This window comes from Afipia sp. GW822-FHT03D08, assembly GCF_058801645.1.
On sequence record NZ_JBXANK010000001.1, the window covers coordinates 831,290 to 847,638 of the forward strand.

At 60.9% G+C, this 16,349-nt stretch carries 11 protein-coding genes and 1 tRNA gene; 1 reads left to right on the forward strand and 11 read right to left on the reverse strand.

Going from position 1 to position 16,349, the window contains the following annotated elements; genetic code table 11:
- Positions 1 to 116: 116 nt before the first annotated feature.
- From AC1RM7_RS03960 to AC1RM7_RS04000, 9 genes are all read right to left on the reverse strand, one after another.
- The gene (locus AC1RM7_RS03960) at positions 117 to 425 is read right to left on the reverse strand and encodes a YciI family protein (RefSeq protein ID WP_006020776.1); all 309 of its coding nucleotides are present in this window, start codon (positions 423 to 425) and stop codon (positions 117 to 119) included.
- Between the two features lie 101 nt (positions 426 to 526).
- Entirely contained in the window at positions 527 to 1,606 is a 1,080-nt protein-coding gene (locus AC1RM7_RS03965) for an acyltransferase family protein (RefSeq protein WP_024921810.1), read from the reverse strand.
- A gap of 89 nt (positions 1,607 to 1,695) precedes the next feature.
- Positions 1,696 to 1,772 (reverse strand) — tRNA-Val (locus AC1RM7_RS03970).
- A gap of 147 nt (positions 1,773 to 1,919) precedes the next feature.
- Entirely contained in the window at positions 1,920 to 4,349 is a 2,430-nt protein-coding gene (gene lon, locus AC1RM7_RS03975; RefSeq protein WP_006020778.1) for an endopeptidase La, read from the reverse strand.
- 336 nt (positions 4,350 to 4,685) lie between these two features.
- Positions 4,686 to 5,960 (reverse strand): ATP-dependent Clp protease ATP-binding subunit ClpX, encoded by a 1,275-nt coding sequence (gene clpX, locus AC1RM7_RS03980; RefSeq protein ID WP_006020779.1) that lies wholly within the window; start codon positions 5,958 to 5,960, stop codon positions 4,686 to 4,688.
- Positions 5,961 to 6,302: 342 nt separating this feature from the next.
- Positions 6,303 to 7,070: a hypothetical protein gene (locus AC1RM7_RS03985; protein WP_024921809.1), complete on the reverse strand. Its 768-nt coding sequence runs from the start codon at positions 7,068 to 7,070 to the stop codon at positions 6,303 to 6,305.
- Positions 7,071 to 7,106: 36 nt separating this feature from the next.
- A complete protein-coding gene (locus AC1RM7_RS03990; protein ID WP_245258739.1) occupies positions 7,107 to 7,271 on the reverse strand; it encodes a hypothetical protein in 165 nt (54 codons plus the stop codon).
- A gap of 56 nt (positions 7,272 to 7,327) precedes the next feature.
- Entirely contained in the window at positions 7,328 to 7,780 is a 453-nt protein-coding gene (locus AC1RM7_RS03995; protein ID WP_024921807.1) for a hypothetical protein, read from the reverse strand.
- Between the two features lie 77 nt (positions 7,781 to 7,857).
- Complete coding sequence (locus AC1RM7_RS04000) at positions 7,858 to 10,998, reverse strand: CHAT domain-containing tetratricopeptide repeat protein (RefSeq protein ID WP_034460183.1); 3,141 nt, start codon at positions 10,996 to 10,998, stop codon at positions 7,858 to 7,860.
- A gap of 268 nt (positions 10,999 to 11,266) precedes the next feature.
- Here AC1RM7_RS04000 and AC1RM7_RS04005 point away from each other — a divergent pair, with 268 nt between their 5' ends.
- A complete protein-coding gene (locus AC1RM7_RS04005) occupies positions 11,267 to 11,755 on the forward strand; it encodes a GDSL-type esterase/lipase family protein (RefSeq protein WP_024921805.1) in 489 nt (162 codons plus the stop codon).
- A 25-nt stretch (positions 11,756 to 11,780) separates the two neighbouring features.
- On the opposite strand, the gene AC1RM7_RS04010 is transcribed toward AC1RM7_RS04005, so the two are convergent.
- Positions 11,781 to 15,146 (reverse strand): CHAT domain-containing protein, encoded by a 3,366-nt coding sequence (locus AC1RM7_RS04010; RefSeq protein WP_492838543.1) that lies wholly within the window; start codon positions 15,144 to 15,146, stop codon positions 11,781 to 11,783.
- A gap of 268 nt (positions 15,147 to 15,414) precedes the next feature.
- A complete protein-coding gene (locus AC1RM7_RS04015; RefSeq protein WP_006020786.1) occupies positions 15,415 to 16,047 on the reverse strand; it encodes an ATP-dependent Clp protease proteolytic subunit in 633 nt (210 codons plus the stop codon).
- Positions 16,048 to 16,349: the final 302 nt, after the last annotated feature.

Below are 16,349 nucleotides of genomic sequence, written 5' to 3' on the forward strand. Positions count from 1 at the left end.
TGAGGGGCTCTAGGTCTATCGAGAGATTCTACGCCCTCACCCGCCGCACTTCGCGCGTCGACCTCTCCCCACGGGAGAGGTGGGACAGAACCATACATCCGTTGATTCGAAGTGCCCTAGCCCCGCATCCGCAACTGAAGCATCGGCAGCACCTCATAGCGTGCGCCGATGTTGGCCTTGACCATCGGGTCCTCCGCAACGATGGCGCGGACATCGTCGGCACTCTCGTCGTCGGCCATTTCGAACAACGACATGCCCCAGCCGCCCGCCGGATCGGCCACCGGCCCGTGCGCGAGAACGCCGCCCTGCTCCAGCAAGGCCTGCAAGAACTCGCCGTGCGATTTCATCAGCACCTTTTGCTCGGGGGTCATGGTCTTGAGGAAGTCCGGCCCCGGAGGAACGAAGCGGCAAAGGAAGTACTTCATCTGAAACTCCGCAGTGGAAAGAAACGAGGAATAGTCCGCTTGAAAGAATGTCTAGGCCGTCAAGATGGCGGCGCCATGACTCCGCTTCGTGACGCGATCCATCATGGCACTGCCGGCTGAGCGGCGGACGTGATGCGCGACCGGCCAGTCAAACGGTGTCCAAGGCGATTAAAGGGCATTTCGATACAGGTCCAAGAGATCCAGGCCACGGGAATGGTGCACGCGATGACGACGGCAGCGACACCGATACCCGCCTCCAGAGGATGCGCCGCCGCCCATGGATATTGACGCACCCGGTCGCAAATCAACTCCAGGAACAGCACGTTGAAAAGGTAGAAGCTGAAGCTGATCCTGCCGAGGAATTGCGAGATGCTGCCGGACAGAAACGCCTCGATCGCAGGTGTGCGGCGATAGTAAACCAGCGCAACAAGCACGGCGATCGAAGCCTCCCGCAGCGGCCAGCGAAGAACGATCGCGCAGGCGATTGCGCCGATCCATGACCATGTCGGGAGCGCTGACGCGACCGCCCTGCCAGCTCTTGTCGGAATGAGAGCCCCCAGCGCGAAACAATACCAGGAGCCCCTGAAATACGTGAGATAACCGTCAAGCTGAGGTAATTCGAGCAGATACATCAGGCCGAAAGCGACAAACGCCAGTCCCCATTCTTTGCCTGCCCGATATCCCAGATAGGACAGGAGCAGAAACAACGGCGCAATCATCTCGGCGTTCAGCGTCCAGGTCGCGCCATTCACCTTGAAATCATAAAGCAGCGCGTTGCTGATAAAATCGTCGAGTGTGATCCCGCGCCCGCCGGCCGCGAAAGCCAGCGAGCAGGCGACAAGGCAGACAAACAGCGCCGGATAAATCCGGAAGACGCGGCGAACGTAAAACTTCACGGCAACACCGCCGATCCCGTCCTCCTCGCGCATCAGGCTCCGAAACAGAACCGCACCGCTCAAGACGAAGAACAGCATGACGGCTACCTCGCCGTCGAAAATCTTCAGAAAGATTTTTGTTAATCCTTCGTAGGGATCAAAATTCGACCAGTGGCCGCGCAGGATTCTCTCGATCTGTGTCGCGTCCAGCCCAAGAACCGAGTGAAAGACGACGACAACGATCGCAGCATAACCGCGAAGGCCGTCCAGCCCGGCATTTCGTTCCTCCGCCGTGCTTGCCGCCATAGCTGGGCCTGCCGCTATAAAAAGTGGCTGCTTCATTCGGGAAAGCCGCGAATAACTTGCGTGGGAACGGGTGTTGGAAAAACAAAATATGGTAGGCGGCGACGGATTCGAACCGCCGACCCTCTCGGTGTAAACGAGATGCTCTAACCAGCTGAGCTAGCCGCCCTCAATGTTCGCCGAACGAGCGACGATGCCCGCGTGTTTTAGCCGGGCGGACACCTTCGGCGCAACCCGGCATCGCCGTCATTTGAGGGCATCGGACATAAAAAACGGCGCCCGAAGGCGCCGTTTTATCATCAATTCCGCGTATCGCTCAGTGCGCAGTGGTCAGGCCGCCTGTGGTCTCATCGGCCTCAGGCGTTGCCAGCGCCTTGACGTCCTCTTCCCAGACGATCGGGGTCGGAACCCGCACCAGCGCCTTGGCCAGCACTTCGTCCATCCGCGCGACCGGGATGATTTCCATGCCGCCCTTGATGGCGTCGGAAATCTCCGTGAGGTCCTTGGCGTTGTCCTCAGGAATGAAGACCGTCTTGATGCCGCCACGCGCGGCCGCAAGCAGCTTCTCCTTCAGACCGCCGATCGGCAGCACCCGGCCCCGCAGCGTGATCTCGCCGGTCATGGCGACATCGTGCCGGATCGGAATGCCGGTCAGCACCGAGACGATGGACGTCGTCATCGCGACACCGGCAGACGGACCATCCTTCGGCGTCGCACCTTCCGGCACGTGCACGTGGATGTCGCGGCGGTCGAACAGCGGCGGCTCGATGCCGTAGTTGATCGCTCGCGAGCGGACGTAGGACGCAGCAGCCGAAATCGACTCCTTCATCACGTCGCGCAGGTTGCCCGTCACCGTCATGCGGCCCTTGCCGGGCATCATGACGCTTTCGATGGTCAGCAGCTCGCCGCCCACCTCGGTCCACGCCAGACCAGTCACAACACCGACCTGGTCCTCGCTGTCGATCTCGCCGTAGCGATACTTCGGCACACCGAGGAACTCCTCGACCACGGCCGCGGTCACCTTCACCGACTTCTTCTTCGAGATCATGAGTTCCTTCACACCCTTGCGGGCCAGTGTCGAAATCTCACGCTCGAGGTTACGCACGCCCGCTTCGCGGGTGTAGCGGCGGATCAGGAACAACAGCGCTTCGTCGTCGATCGACCATTCCTTCGAGTTCAGACCGTGCTTGGCGATCGCGTTCGGGATGAGATGCTTGCGGGCGATCTCGACCTTCTCGTTCTCGGTGTAGCCGGCGATGCGGATGATCTCCATGCGGTCCATCAGAGGTCCGGGAATATTGAGCGTATTCGCGGTCGTGATGAACATCACGTTGGAGAGGTCGTAATCCACCTCGAGGTAGTGATCGTTGAACGTGCCGTTCTGCTCGGGGTCGAGGACCTCAAGCAAAGCCGACGACGGATCGCCGCGGAAGTCGGCGCCCATCTTGTCGATCTCGTCCAGCAGGAACAGCGGGTTCGAGGTCTTCGCCTTGCGCATCGACTGGATGATCTTGCCGGGCATCGAGCCGATGTAGGTGCGGCGGTGTCCGCGGATTTCCGCTTCATCCCGCACGCCGCCCAGCGACACGCGCACGAACTCACGTCCGGTCGCCTTCGCGATCGACTTGCCAAGCGAGGTCTTGCCGACGCCCGGAGGGCCGACGAGGCACAGGATCGGTCCGGTCAGCTTGTTGGCGCGGGACTGCACGGCGAGATACTCGACGATGCGGTCCTTGACCTTCTCAAGCCCGTAGTGATCCGAGTCGAGCACTTCCTGCGCGGCAACGAGGTCCTTCTTGACCTTGGACTTCTTGCCCCATGGAATCGACAGCAGCCAGTCGAGATAGTTGCGCACGACCGTCGCCTCGGCGGACATCGGAGACATCTGCCGCAGCTTCTTCAGTTCATGCGCCGCCTTCTCGCGGGCTTCCTTCGAGAGCTTGGTCTTGTTGATCTTCTCTTCGAGATCAGCAAGTTCGTCGCGGCCTTCGTCGTCGCCGAGCTCCTTCTGGATCGCCTTCATCTGCTCGTTGAGGTAGTACTCGCGCTGGGTCTTCTCCATCTGGCGCTTGACGCGCGAGCGGATCTTCTTCTCGACCTGCAGCACCGAGATCTCGCTCTCCATCAGGCCCATCACCTTCTCAAGGCGCTGGGAGACGGACAACGTTTCCAGGATGGTCTGGCGGTCGGAGATTTTGACGGCGAGGTGCGACGCCACGGTGTCCGCGAGCTTCGCGAAATCCGTGATCTGCTGAACGACGCCCACCACTTCGGCGGAAATCTTCTTGTTCAGCTTCACATAGCTCTCGAAGTCGGAGACGACCGAACGCGACAAGGCTTCCGCCTCGACGCTCTTCGCATCGAGATCGGCAAGCGCGGTGACGCTGGCTTCATAGAAATCGGTACGGTCGGCGTACTTGCCGGCCTTACCGCGCTCAAGACCTTCCACCAGCACCTTCACGGTACCGTCGGGAAGCTTCAGGAGCTGCAGCACGCTGGCGAGCGTGCCGATCTCGTAAATGGAGTCCGGAGCCGGATCATCATCGGACGCGTTCTTCTGCGTCGCGAGGAAGATCAGCGCATCGTTCTTCATCACCTCTTCGAGCGCCTTGATCGACTTCTCGCGGCCGACGAACAGCGGCACGATCATGTGCGGGAAGACGACGATGTCGCGAAGCGGCAGCACCGGATAAGAGTGGCTTTCGCCGTGAACGATGACTGGACGAGGCTTTGAGGCAGTTGTCATGCCCATATTCCTTTTGTTGCGCCCCCTTGCACGCAGTCCGCTGAACGCGACCGCCACAAGGTGCCTTGTGTGCCGGATAAAGAAAGAGCTCTTTTGAGCCAGTGGCCGTGGTGCGGCCTCTCCCTGCCCGGGTAGCTTTTGCTGCGACTCGGTCGACTGACGTTGCGGCAGCACATCATTAGGTGGCTATCGCATATGGGGGTGTCAAGAGAGCGGAAACCCCCGCCAGTCTTGGGTTTTTCTTGGATTGTTCTAATGTCGCAGAAGACAAGAAACCGGCTGCCGAGGGGTCGGCAGCCGGTTTCTGTTGAAAACCTGAATGGTTCCGTCGGCCCGTTAGGCGCTTGCGCTGCTTTCCGCCTTGAGATCGGAACGATCTGCGTAAATGTACAGCGGACGCGCCGTCGCCTCGACCACTTCGCGCGAGATAACGACTTCTTCCACACCTTCGAGGCCCGGAAGATCGAACATGGTCTCGAGCAGAATGCTTTCGAGGATCGACCGCAACCCGCGCGCGCCGGTCTTGCGCTCGATGGCCTTGCGGGCCACCGCGCCAAGCGCCTCGTCGGCGAAGGTCAGTTCGATGTTCTCCATCTCGAACAGCCGCTGGTACTGCTTCACCAGCGCGTTCTTCGGATCGGTCAGGATCTTCTTGAGCGAAGCCTCATCCAGATCCTCGAGCGTCGCCACCACCGGCAGACGTCCGACGAATTCCGGGATCAGGCCGTACTTCAGCAGATCCTCCGGCTCGACCTCGCGGAAGATTTCACCGGTGCGGCGGTCTTCCGGCGCCAGAACCTGAGCGGCGAAGCCGATCGAGGTGGTCCGGCCGCGCGAGGAGATGATCTTCTCAAGGCCCGAGAAAGCGCCACCGCAAATGAAGAGGATGTTGGTCGTGTCCACCTGCAGGAACTCCTGCTGCGGATGCTTGCGGCCACCCTGCGGCGGCACGGAAGCCACGGTGCCTTCCATGATCTTCAGCAGAGCCTGCTGCACGCCCTCACCCGACACGTCGCGGGTGATCGACGGGTTGTCGGACTTACGCGAAATCTTGTCGATTTCGTCGATGTAGACGATGCCGCGCTGCGCCCGCTCGACATTGTAATCGGCAGCCTGGAGCAGCTTCAGGATGATGTTCTCGACGTCCTCACCGACGTAACCGGCCTCAGTGAGGGTCGTGGCGTCGGCCATCGTGAACGGCACATCGAGGATGCGGGCGAGCGTCTGCGCAAGCAGCGTCTTGCCCGAGCCGGTGGGGCCGATCAGCAGGATGTTCGACTTCGCCAGCTCAACATCGTTGTGCTTGGTCTGATGGTTCAGACGCTTGTAGTGGTTGTGAACCGCGACCGAGAGCACCTTCTTGGCGTGCTGCTGACCGATCACGTAGTCGTCCAGAACCTTGCAGATTTCCTTTGGCGTCGGAATGCCGTCGCGCGACTTCACCAGCGACGACTTGTTCTCCTCGCGGATGATGTCCATGCACAGTTCGACGCATTCATCGCAGATGAATACCGTCGGGCCCGCAATGAGTTTGCGGACTTCATGCTGGCTCTTCCCGCAGAACGAGCAATAGAGAGTGTTCTTTGAATCGCTCGTACCGACCTTGCTCATTCCTATCTCCGTCCGCCGCTCGATCTTGTTTTAGGGGCTCGCCCCATCCCGGCACACACCGTGATGATGTGTAGATAGGAGCAAAAACCGTACCAAAAAAGACCCGTCACCTCAGTTACCGCACGAATCACGGCTCAATCGAATCCTGATCCTACGGTGCCTAGCCAACCATGGTGACACCCGACTATCAAGAATTCGCTAACCGCCCAACTACTCAACTCCGTGATCTTGGCGCAATTTTGCGCGTTTTCAGGAGCTTGGCCTGTCGAATTCATTGCAGCGTTGCGGGAATGACACGGGCTTTTGCCCGATGGAACTCCGCCGGCGGCCGCCAATGGGCAGTTATGTACCCAGGATACCTTTGAGGCCCGCATATATCGACCCGGCCGCTGTGGACAAGATGCCAAGCAGCGGACCTGCCGTGCGCATCAATTCCTGAATAATCCGCGCCCGGCGCCGGAGCTGATCCTCCCCGACATACGGCCCCAGGAGACGCGCGATACGGTAGGCCGCGATATTCGGCCGGTCGACCTGGGAGAGCGAGCTGGCCAGAAGTTGAAGTATCAGAATTCCCAGGATGTTTCCGGTGAGGAACGCCAGCGCGATGCTCGCCGAGTATTCGAGCACCTCGCGCCATTCCACCCACCCCCTCGGCAGAATGGGAACATGATCGTTCAGGCCCGTCACGGTCAGCATGCAGAACACGCTGAGCAGCGCCGTGAGGATGCCGACGAGCGCGGCACCGCGATATCCGATCTTCTGGATCGCGTAGATGGCAAAGCCGAACGGCAACGGAATGATCACCGAGGCGATGCGCAGATACAGCGGCGATACATTCAGCAAGATGGTCACGATGACATGCGCCGCGACCAGCAGGATCGCCGGGACCAGAATGTAGCCGATGCTGTGAACCGCGAACGATCTGACAGGATGACGCCGCCGGTAGAGCCGCGCGCTGACGTTATCGAATTCGCGCCTGATCGTCTCGATATCCGCCACGATGCCTTCGATCTCGCGAAGCACCGGACGGACCACCCGCAGATCGCGCGAGCAGTGCTTGCAGACCAGCGCTTCGTCTTTCACCTTCTCGGCGCAGAAAGGGCATTCCATCAGAATGCCGTTGCGTGAGGTTTGGGCCCGGACATGTCAGTTCCGCCGCAGTGTGAGGCGCTGGCGGAGCCGGAGCGCCTCGAGCTCCGCCTTCGCCTGCACAAGCTCTTCGCTGGCCAGCGCGCGCTTGCGCAGCAGGTCGTCGCGCTCAGCGATCAGCGATTCCGGAATCGTGATGTCACGCGAACACGAGCTGCACACCAGCGCCTCGGCTGCGGTGGGCTGTGCGCAAAAAGGGCAATGCGCCGGCATGCGGCTCAGGGAGCGACTTTGAGGGTGAAGCTGGTGCTCGCGGTGCGGCCTTCCGAATCCTTCACATCCACGCGAATGAGGTGATCGCCGGCCGGCAATTCAGCATCGGGCATGTCGATCCCGTCCGGCTTCACGAATGGCTTCAGCCGCGGCGTCAGATCAATCGCCGGATTCTTGATATAAGTCACCTTGAGTGAATCGGTATCGATCTTGGAGCCACCGAAGGACTCGAACTTCAGCTGCAGGCGCATCGGCGATTTCGCCGGATCGGCAGTCGCGACATAGGCAATCTTGGGTCCACGTGTGATGCCGCGGGTGGCAACAGCGACCGCGCCTGCGGGCGGAGGAAGCTTGGCCTCATCGGCGGAAATAAGGACCGTGCCGGCGCTCGCCGGCATCGCAGCCGCCCAGGCAAAACCGCTAGCGAGGACCGCAACCTGCAACAACGAGCGTCGCATCTTAAATCTCCTCAACCGCAATGCCGCAAGTCTACAGCACGGCGCCTTCCTTCGAAAGACACTTTGCCTGTCCTTCCTTAACGTCCGCCGCCGTCTCCGATGATCGAGTACGGCGCCCAGAACAGCGGATGAGCATAGGCAAACTCCGTCTTGCCGTCCGCGCCAAGGTAACCCGGTCCGTCAGCCAGCGCCATCATCGCCTGCCGCAACGCCTCGCCGCGCGTCAGCTTCGGATCGGCCGCCTGCCGCCTGAACAGATCGGTGACGAGTTCGCGCGCGGACTGAGAATGCACCGACCAGTTGGTCACCAGGAGCGCGCGGGTTCCCGCATAGAAGAATGCCCGGCCAAGACCGGACGCCGCTTCTGCGCCCGCCCCTGCTCCGGCCGCCGTGTTGCAGGCGGACAGCACGACCCAATCGGCATCCAGTTTCAATGAAAGAATTTCCTCCATCGTCAGCAGCCCGTCACCGTCAGAATCTGACACAGCGGGCGCAGACAGCGCCAGCGCCGGCTGCGTCAGGCCGTCCAGTTCGCCGGGCACCAGCCCGTGGGTGGCGAAGGCGACAATCTTGAACCCGGAGAGGTCCATCGACTTCACCTTCTTCTCGTTCGCGTCCTTGCCGAGGTTGAGGACCTTGGCGGGATCGGCTTGCAGCGCCAGCGCGATGGAGGTCAGCTCATCGGATGTGTCGGGCAGACGCGGCAACTGGCCGAGTTGCGCGCTGTCGACACCTTCAAGCTGCGGGCTGTTGCGCCGCTTCAGCGGCACGCCGCGCGTCGCTGTCGATGCATCGGCGACCTGCACGGGTTTATCGGTTTTGGCCGCCTCGTCAGCCTGCTCCTGGCTGAAGTAAGGATCGCCGAACGCCACCAGATCCTGCCGTGAAGCCTTGCCCGGCGGCAGCTTGCGCAAGGTCTGCAGCGCGGCTGCCGACGGAACAAGCGTGACCGCATGGGTCCGCGCCAGCCAAGGTACATTGCGATAGCTGGCGAACAGCGGATCGTCGTCCGTCTTCACTTCGGCAGCGGCTGTCGGCAGCAATGACAACGGCAGCAGGCCGAGCGCACCGTTGGTCACCACCACGAGATTCTTCGCGGGCTTCCAGCCGCCCTCGACCGGCTTCAGGAGTATGGAATAAAGTTCGTATCCGAGCGCGAGATCGAACGTCGGAATATCGGAGATCATCGCCGCCTTGGGCTCTAGCGCCTCGCGCAGCTTGCGGACCTTACCCTCCAACGCACTGGACGTCGCCTTGACTTCGGCAAAGGAAACCGGCCCCTCCTTCGGCACGGCCCAGACGAAGCTGCTGTCCTGACCGAAATAGAACGACAGCATCGCCTCACCAGGACGCAACACCGCCTTGATCTGATCGACCGAAGGCGACGGTGGATCGATGAGATCGGCATAAGAAGGGAATCGCTTGTTGATATCGGCGCGGGCTTTCTCGCGCTCGCTACGAAGTTTCACGATGGAGGCATTGATCGCCGCGACACTCTTTTCATCGCGCTCGCGCGATGGCAGAGACAGCAAGCTATTCAGCACACCGAGCTGGGCGCTGATTTGCTTGGCAAGATCCTGTTCACCTCTGACCAGTTCGCCCAGCGATGCATCCTGCGCGACCATGCGAGTGCTGGACGCCACCAGCGCAGCCTGCACCGCGTGGCTGCGAATGGAATCCGCCAGTACGAACGTCTCGATCGCGGCGTCCTGACTGCCGCGCTGAACTCGCGACAACAAACCTATATAGGCCTCGATGATCGTCTGAAGCCGGATGTTGCGCGCGGCTGCAATTGTCGGATCTTCATCATCCGCAGACTCGCGCGATCCGGAAATCAGAATTGGCACGGCCGCGCGGAATTCACGAAGAGCGCCCGCCTCTCGTCCGGACTGCACCAATCCCAGCGCGAGCGTCCCGCGCGCCACGGCGGTGTCGAAATGCTTTTCGCCGACACGGCGAATTTCCTGCTTTAGCAGCGCGTTCGCCGCCGCGAGTCCTGCTTCTGTCTGTCCGGATGCAAACAGGGACGCGATGCGGGAGCTGTTCAGCTCGATCTGCGAGCGCTGCTCCGGCTCCCAGGCCGCGATTGCCTTATCAAGACGGGCGTAGATCTCGGCAGCATCTTTCGGCTGGCGCTCCAGACTCAATATGGAGCCGAGCTGGGAAAGGAGCTGGGCAGTTGCCGGAGCATTTTCGGGAAGCCCCAATACGCGGTTGATCTCAATGGCCGTGCGCGTAAGCTTTTCGGAATCGGCAAAACGCCCTTCCTCGATCAGGATGTTGGACAGCGTCGTGAGGTAGAGCGATGTGTCAGGATTGTACTTGCCGCCGTACTGGAGGCGCGACAAAAGCGCTCTCCGCGCGTCTGATTCAGCTTCAGCAAGCCGGCCGAGCCGTACCTTCATGCGGGCTTGCGATGTCAAATAGACATCCGCGCTTTGTACGATCTGGTCTGCAGGAGGTGGATTCGCGCCGGCAAGAACATCCTTGAGCGAAGCACGTTTGCGCTCTTCTGCGCGCTCATAGGACTGCCGGGCTTCGTCGAATTGACCGCGCGCCTCGAAAATCATGGCACGCAAACCTTCGATATCCGAGTCCCAGGTTGCTTCCCTCGCCGCCAAAGCGCGGCGCACCTCCGGCTTCGTACTGCTACGCGCCTCGTCCAGCAAAAGCTGACTGCGGCGCAGATACTCATCCGCTTTTGCAATGCCGCCCATCGGCAGCAATATGCTGCCGATTTGCCGATAGATATTGAATAGAAACCCCCAAGATCCCGGCCGATCGACGTCGCGGATCATTTGCTCAAACGTCACAAGCGCCTGCGTGGGTTCACCGACCCGTTTATATTGAATGGCGAGAAACTGCATCATCCGGCCAAGCTGATTGCTGTCAGCAACGCCCCGCGCCGCTTCGACGGCCTTTTGTCCGTCATCAAGCGCCTCTCGCATGCGACCGAGTTGCTTTCGCGCGTTGCCGCGCTCGTAGTAGAATTTCGCAAGCGTCAGGCGATCGGTGTCTTTCGGCGGCATTGCATCTGCCGCGCCCGTCAATTTTGCGATGAGTTGAGGATCGGGTTTTTCAGCATCCAGAATAGCGGTGATGTCGGTGATCGAGCGCGGAGGCGCCACGAACGGAGCCCGTTCCGCTCTCCCCGAGAAAGTCCCTAGCGCCACCGCGAGTGTAATAAATGCCGCGAATATGAATGCTCGTCTTGCCATGCAGATGATTAATCCGGGGCCGCTTGAAAGAACCTACTGTCGTACAAGAACGTATCGTCATTAAAGACTGACCACGCCGGTTGCACCAAGCCATTATGATCTGTTCACAAAATCGTTATTGTCTCGCGTGAGCAAGAGTAAAGACTATCCCTGCCGGACGGCGATGAATTATCAGTAACGCATTGCGATTGCGCGATATTGAATTGTCCGGTGTATCAAAGTTCATCAAGCGCCAGGGGAAAGCAAAATGAGATTCAGGGAAACGTGGATGTTCGCCTTGGTGTTCGCCAGTTCAGCCTTTTTGACGATGAGCTTTGCCCAAGCGCAAGTGGTCGTGATCGGAGCAAGCAACAGTCAAGGTAAAGGCGTTAGCGCGTCGGAAGCATGGCCCGCTCAGTTACAGAGCATGCTGGCAGCAAAGGGCTCAAGCACCCAAATCACAAACGCTGCACTTAACGGTCAAACCACTGGCCAGGCACTCTCCGGACTGAGCGCGTTGCCACCCGGGACGAAGATCGTCCTGATGGCGCAAGGCACGCAGAACGACACGAAACGCGGCGTCAGCCAGGAAGACGCGCTGGCGAATAAAAGAGAAATGAAGAAGCTACTGACCGAACGCGGAATTCGCGTCATTAACGTGCTTCCAATCATCCATGGCATTACGCGCCAGCCCAGCATGCTTCAGCCTGATCATATTCACATGACGGCCGAGGGGCATCGCAAGGTCGCGGCACAACTGGCGTCGTCTATCAGATAGACGCGAAAGTCCGCTATCGCATCTCTCAGCGCCCGCCGCCGTCTCCGATGATCGAGTACGGCGCCCAGAACAGCGGATGCGCGTAGGCGAATTCGGTCTTGCCGTCGGCGCCGACATAACCGGGGCCATCCGCAAGCGCCATCATCGCCTGCCGCAACGCCTCGCCGCGCGTCAGCTTCGGATCGGCGGCCTGCCGCCTGAACAGATCCGTGACGAGTTCGCGCGCGGATTGAGAATGCACAGACCAGTTGGTCACCAGCAGCGCGCGTGTCCCCGCATAGAAGAAGGCACGGCCAAGACCCGAAGCCGCTTCCGCCCCCGCCCCTGCTCCCGCCGCAGTATTACAGGCCGACAGCACCACCCAGTCGGCATCGAGCTTCAGCGACAGGATTTCTTCCATGGTCAGCAGCCCGTCACCGTCAGAATCTGACACAGCGGGCGCAGACAGCGCCAGCGCCGGTTGTGTCAAGCCGTCCAGTTCGCCGGGCACCAGTCCGTGAGTTGCGAAGGCGACAATCTTGAACCCGGAGAGGTCCATCGATTTCACTTTCTTCTCGTTTGCATCCTTGCCGAGGTTGAGGACCTTGGCGGGATCGGCCTGCAGCGCCAGCGCGATGGAGGTCAGCTCATCGGATGTGTCGGGCAGGCGCGGCAATTGTCCCAGCTGTGCGCTGTCGACGCCCTCAAGCTGCGGACTGTTGCGCCGCTTGAGCGGGACGCCGCGCGTCGCTGTCGATGCATCGGCGACCTGCACGGGTTTATCGGTTTTGGCCGCCTCGTCAGCCTGCTCCTGGCTGAAGTAAGGATCGCCGAATGCGATCAGATCCTGCCGCGAACTCTTGCCGGGCGGCAGCTTGCGCAAGGTCTGCAGTGCCGCTGCCGATGGCACCAGCGTGACCGCATGAGTCCGCGCCAGCCAGGGCACGTTCCGATAACTGCTGAACAGCGGATCGTCGTCGGTCTTCACCTCGGCCGCCGCGGTCGGCAGCAATGACAACGGCAGCAGGCCGAGCGCGCCGTTCGTTACCACGATCAGGCTCTTCGCCGGCTTCCACCCGCTTTCCAGCGGCCTCAGCAAATCGTCGTAAAGCTGCGCCGCCAGCTTCACGTCGAATGCGGGAATGTCCGAGATCATTGCCGCCTTCGGCTCCAGCGCCTCGCGCAGCTTGGTGACGGTCGCATTCAGATCGCCAAGCGTCATCTTGATGCGGGTAAACTGAGCCGGCGACCCCTTCCGCACCACCCAGGCGAAGCTGTCAAAGCGACCGAAGTAAAATGACAGCAGGGCTTCGTCGTCAGTGAGTTGCTTTTGCAGGTCGCCGGCATTCGGCGGTGGCGGGTTCACCAGATTGCCGTAGTCCGGAAACTTCTTTGCGATCTCGCTCATGGTCTGGGTGCGCGACGCCTGCAGCGCTGCAATTTCAGCCTGCGTGGTCTTGACCGCCTTCTCCTCGCGCTCGGCAGGCGGCAGCGTCAGCAGATTGTTGAGTGTCGCGATCGCGGCCCCGATCCGCTTTTCGGTGTCCTGCGAAGTACGCATCAATTTGGCAAGTTCGGGATTGCTCGTGGACGCACGGGCAGATGACGCCTGCAGCGCACGCTGCACCGCCTGTCCGCGCATCAAGTCTCCGAAGGCAAAGGTTTCCTCGGCGACGTTCGGCGGGGCCGACGCCGGATTGAGCGCCAGCGTGCGCAGATAAGCCTCGACCACAAACCGGATTCGCGCCTCGCGCGCGGCGGCGGTCGATCCTGAATCGTCGTCGCTGCCGCCGGATGGCGTCTGCAAGACCGGAATCGACTCCTTGAACGCCTGCAGCGCCTCGTTGGTCCTGCCCTTGCGCGCCAGCGCCATCGCATAGTAACCGCGCGCGACTGCCGTATTGAAGCTCTTGTCGCCGGAGCGCCCTTTCTCGCGCTCATACGAGCGCTGCGCGATTTCGAGCGCGTTGTCGTAATTGCCCTGCGCCAGCATGATGGAGACGCGGGCGAGGCCGCCGTCCACGCGTTCGCGCTGTGACGGCTCCCATTTCGCCGTCCATGCATCGACCTGATCGTAGAGCTTCGCTGCCTCGTCGTATTTGCGCCCGAGGTTCAATATCTGCGCGAGGAAAACATTGGCATTGACCACCTGGTTGGTGTCGTCGCCGTAGCCGAGGCCCTTGTAGATGTTGACCACTTCGCGCTGAAGCTTTTCGGCTTCTTCGTAACGGCCCTGCTCCTGAATCACATAAACGAACACCGCCAGGATGCCTGCGGTATCGGCATGGTATTTCCCGGACTTGCTGAGGCGGCTCAGCAGTGCGCGGCGGACATCGGCTTCGCCTTCGCCGACACGCCCTTGCTTGACCTTCGTGCGCCCCTCGAACGCCGTCGCCCAATCGACATACCGCTCCATCTCGCCTTCCGGCGGCTTGCTTTCCCATTGCGACATGGTCGGGATCGCGTTGGCATAGAACACCGCCGACTTGTGATAGGCGGCCTCGGCATCGGCGTAGCGCCCGCGTGCCTCGGCGACGCGCCCGATGCCATCTTCCAGCGTGGCTTGCCACACCATTCCGTAGGTCGGGAACACCGGCCACTTGCGCGCCTCGTTCAACAGGTTGCGGTTTCGCGCGACATAGGACTCCGCGAGGTTCACATCCCCCGCCTGCAACGCCAGAATCGCCAGCGCATTGTGAAGCCCGAACAGACGTCCCTTGCCTCCCGGCGCCGAGAACGTGGCGACCTGTTTGTTGTACATCGCCATGGCGCGCTTGTGCTCGCCCTTCTCGCGCAGGCGGCGGATCAGAAAATCCTCATGACGGCTGGCCACGAGCTTGTAGTCGTCGTTCTTGCTGTTGTTGACCGCGACCTCGGCATCGGCCAGCGCATCGTTGCTGCGCCCGATCAGCACCCGCGCCTGTCCGCGCTTGTAGTGAAACGCGGCGAGTTCGCTCCCTTTCAGACCAGCCGGCACCGGAGCATCGGCGGTCGCGGTCAGTTCCGCGATCTTGGCGGGATCAGGTTTCTGCTGGTCGAGAATGGCCGTGATGTCGGAAACCGTGCGCGGCGGAGCGACCAGCGGTGCATTGCCTTTCGCGAGCGCGGCGGCACCCGCGGCAAGGTCCTCTTTCTGCGGTGCCGACACCTTGGCCGCGTCGAACAGCGCTGCGGTCGGCATTTTCGCCTTGACGCACGGCTGCACGACAGCACGCGCCTTGGCAAAGCAACCCTCATGATCGCCCCCGCCCCGTCTGCACGCCTGATAGGTCGGCCTGCCCACGGAGGCGCGGCATTGCTCGAGGGCGGCTTCCTTGTTGAAAGCGACCGCTCCCGAGCTGACAACGAACGGCAGAAGAAAAGCGAACACCGCAGCGCTGCGCGCTAGGCTGCCCTTGGCGACAATCGTCATGGCCTGCTCCCGGACATTGTCATAGCCACCGAAAATGCGGTGTGTCCGGAGTGCAATTGGAGACCGTCCAAAAAATACAGATCGAAATAAGACGGGCCAAAAGTCCCGGATCAATTGGGATAATTAGCGGCCAATAACAGATTGCGGTCAAGTACGGCCCGCGGATGAAACCGCAAAAACCACCTATCCAATTGGCTAGTGCCCTCCAAACGAAAACGGACGCCCGAAGGCGTCCGCATTGACTGTCACGATAGGCCGGGAACCTGAGTTACGGCGCCTTCGGCGTCGTTTCCTCGGCGCGCTTGTCGATCACCTTGTCGACCAGGCCGAAGTCCTTCGCCATTTCGGCTGTCAGGAACTTGTCGCGTTCCAGCGCGTCCTCGATCGCCTTGTAGGGCTGGCCGGTGTGCTTGACGTAGATTTCGTTCAGCCGCTTCTTCAGGTTCAGGATTTCCTGAGCGTGGAGCATAATGTCGGTGGCCTGGCCCTGGAAGCCGCCCGAGGGCTGATGGACCATGATCCGCGAGTTCGGCAGCGAGAACCGCATGTCCTTGTGGCCTGCTGCGAGCAACAGCGAGCCCATCGACGCGGCCTGCCCCGTGCAGAGCGTGGAGACCGGCGGGCGAATGAACTGCATGGTGTCGTAGATCGCCAGACCCGATGTCACCACGCCGCCCGGCGAGTTGATGTACATCGAGATTTCCTTCTTCGGATTCTCGGCTTCGAGGAACAGGAGCTGCGCGACGACCAGCACCGACATGCCGTCCTCAACCGGACCGGTCACGAAAATGATGCGCTCTTTCAGGAGGCGCGAGAAAATGTCGTACGCCCTCTCGCCACGGTTGGTCTGCTCGACCACCATCGGCACGAGGTTCATGTAGGTTTCAACGGGATCGCGCATTTATCACCTGAAGGTTAGTTGAGGCACAGCCGGACGACCGAGGGCTTGATGGGTTCCGGCAGACGAATCGCCTCGTGATGCAGAAGGGTCGGACCCTACAGATATAGCAGGAGAGCCCTGCCACAAGAGCGGGAAAAGGTCAGTTGAAGCCGATTCGGCCGGAGGCGAAAAGCGACGCGCTCCAACCGGACACGCTATTCTGGCGTGTATCGTTAATGGTTTTCGCCGTTTCCCGCCTATCCGGGAGGTAATGGCCAAGCGCAACCGGCCTGCTATCGTCGGCCGCTCCGCGCAGCCAGGAA